General features: G+C 50.7%; 1 protein-coding gene. It reads right to left on the reverse strand.

Going from position 1 to position 1,657, the window contains the following annotated elements; translation table 11 throughout:
- Nucleotides 1-36: 36 nt before the first annotated feature.
- Nucleotides 37-1,592, reverse strand: a protein-coding gene (locus ACT3SX_RS14945; protein WP_225737015.1) for an IS3 family transposase whose coding sequence is annotated in 2 segments (ribosomal slippage) — nt 37-1,139 and nt 1,139-1,592 — 1,557 coding nt in all. Because the reading frame shifts where the segments join, the coding sequence is not laid out codon by codon here.
- Nucleotides 1,593-1,657 lie beyond the last annotated feature (65 nt).

Consider the following 1,657-nt stretch of genomic DNA (forward strand, 5'->3'; position numbering starts at 1 on the left):
CGGAGTTTTTCAAGCTAGTTGTCACCATAAACTAAATTAAGCGGCTCGTAATTGATCCTGTTGTTGCTCTTTTACAGGGTTTAGTGTTGTCGGACCCACAGGCTCGCAATCTCTCACCTCTTGACTACCCCAGCGTATCGGGTTTTGGGCTTTAGCACGCTGCATCGTCTCATGACGTTTGGCTAGTATTTCCTTATCCTCGCCCGTATGGCGCTGATTGGGCGTCACAAAGTTAAGCTGACTGTGCTTGTGCTCATCATTGTACCAACGTGTGAATGTCAGCACCCATGTTCTTGCCGCCTCAACGCTTTTAAAGCCTTCGGTGGGCCAATTAGGGCGATACTTGCAGGTTTTAAACAGCGATTCTGCAAAGGGATTGTCATTACTGACACGCGGTCTGCTGTATGAGCTCACAACCCCAAGCTCATAAGCCTTCATACGCATGGTTTGCGCTTTCATCGGTGCACCATTGTCTGAATGTAGTACCACACCGGTGTGCAAGCATTGCTCACTGATCAAAGTCCGCTCAAGCAGCTTAGCGGCCAATGCTCCTGACTCACAGTCGTAGACCTCCCAGCCGACAATCTTACGACTATAGACATCCTCTATCATATACAAATAATAGAACTGACCACGAACTGGACTTGGCAAATAGGTGATGTCCCAGCAGAACACTTGGCAGGCAGCAGTGGCGGTAAAGGTCTGCGGGGCGCTTGAGGGCTTAGGGGCTAGCGCACGACCACGATGGTTGAGTTGGCTATGCTGCTTTAGCACTCGATAGAAGGTGGATTCAGAGGCATAATATACCCCCTCATCCAGCAGAGTCGGTACAATTTGGGTCGGCGGCAAACTGGCAAAGCGGGGCTGATTACACACAGCAATAATCGCGGCTTGTTCAGCTTCTGTCAGTTTGTTCTTGGGTGCTGACCGTACGGCATCGGGGCGCTTGTCATGAGAGAGCTGACCTGCGCGGTACCAGCGCCGATAGGTGCGGATGCTGATGCCAACCTCAATACAGGCAAGAGTAACTCTGGCACCTGATCGATTGGCCTCTTGTATCCAGTCTATGTATTGCTTGCGCTTAGGGAGCAAGGTCAGTCGTCCTCGTGCTCCTCCCAAAACGCTTCCAACTTTTTTCTGAGTACCAACAAGGCGGCAGTTTCAGCTAGGGCCTTCTCCTTTCGGGCAAGCTCTCGGGTGAGTTGTTTGATCTGTTTGCGATCGGTTTGTTGTTGACGTTTGTCTTTAAGGCTTTGTTGTTTGCTGCTGCTAAAGCCTTTGAGGGCGTCCGCGCGCCAAGCTTTGATTTGCTCAACGTAGAGACCTTTGCTGCGGCAGTATTCGCTAAGCTCAGCTTCGCTTAGGGCGGCAGTCTCTATGATGGTGGCAAGTTTGGTTTCACTTGTCCAGTCATCGGGGGTTTTATTGTGTCCAGGCATAGGGTGGCCTTTTTGTCGGGCTTGGGCACGCCAATTATACAGGGTCTGTAGTCCGATGCCTTCATCTCTTGAAACTTGGGCAACGGTTAGGCTCAGCGGTGGTAGCAGTTTGCTGAGTATGATCTGTTTACGCTCTTCACTATAACGTGGCATGATTGATCCTCATTACCCCCATTTGGATTATTCTTTAGGGGTGACAACTATCCTGCCATAGGGGG

It is taken from the genome of Psychrobacter sp. AOP31-B2-9, assembly GCF_052378005.1.
Lineage (GTDB): Bacteria > Pseudomonadota > Gammaproteobacteria > Pseudomonadales > Moraxellaceae > Psychrobacter.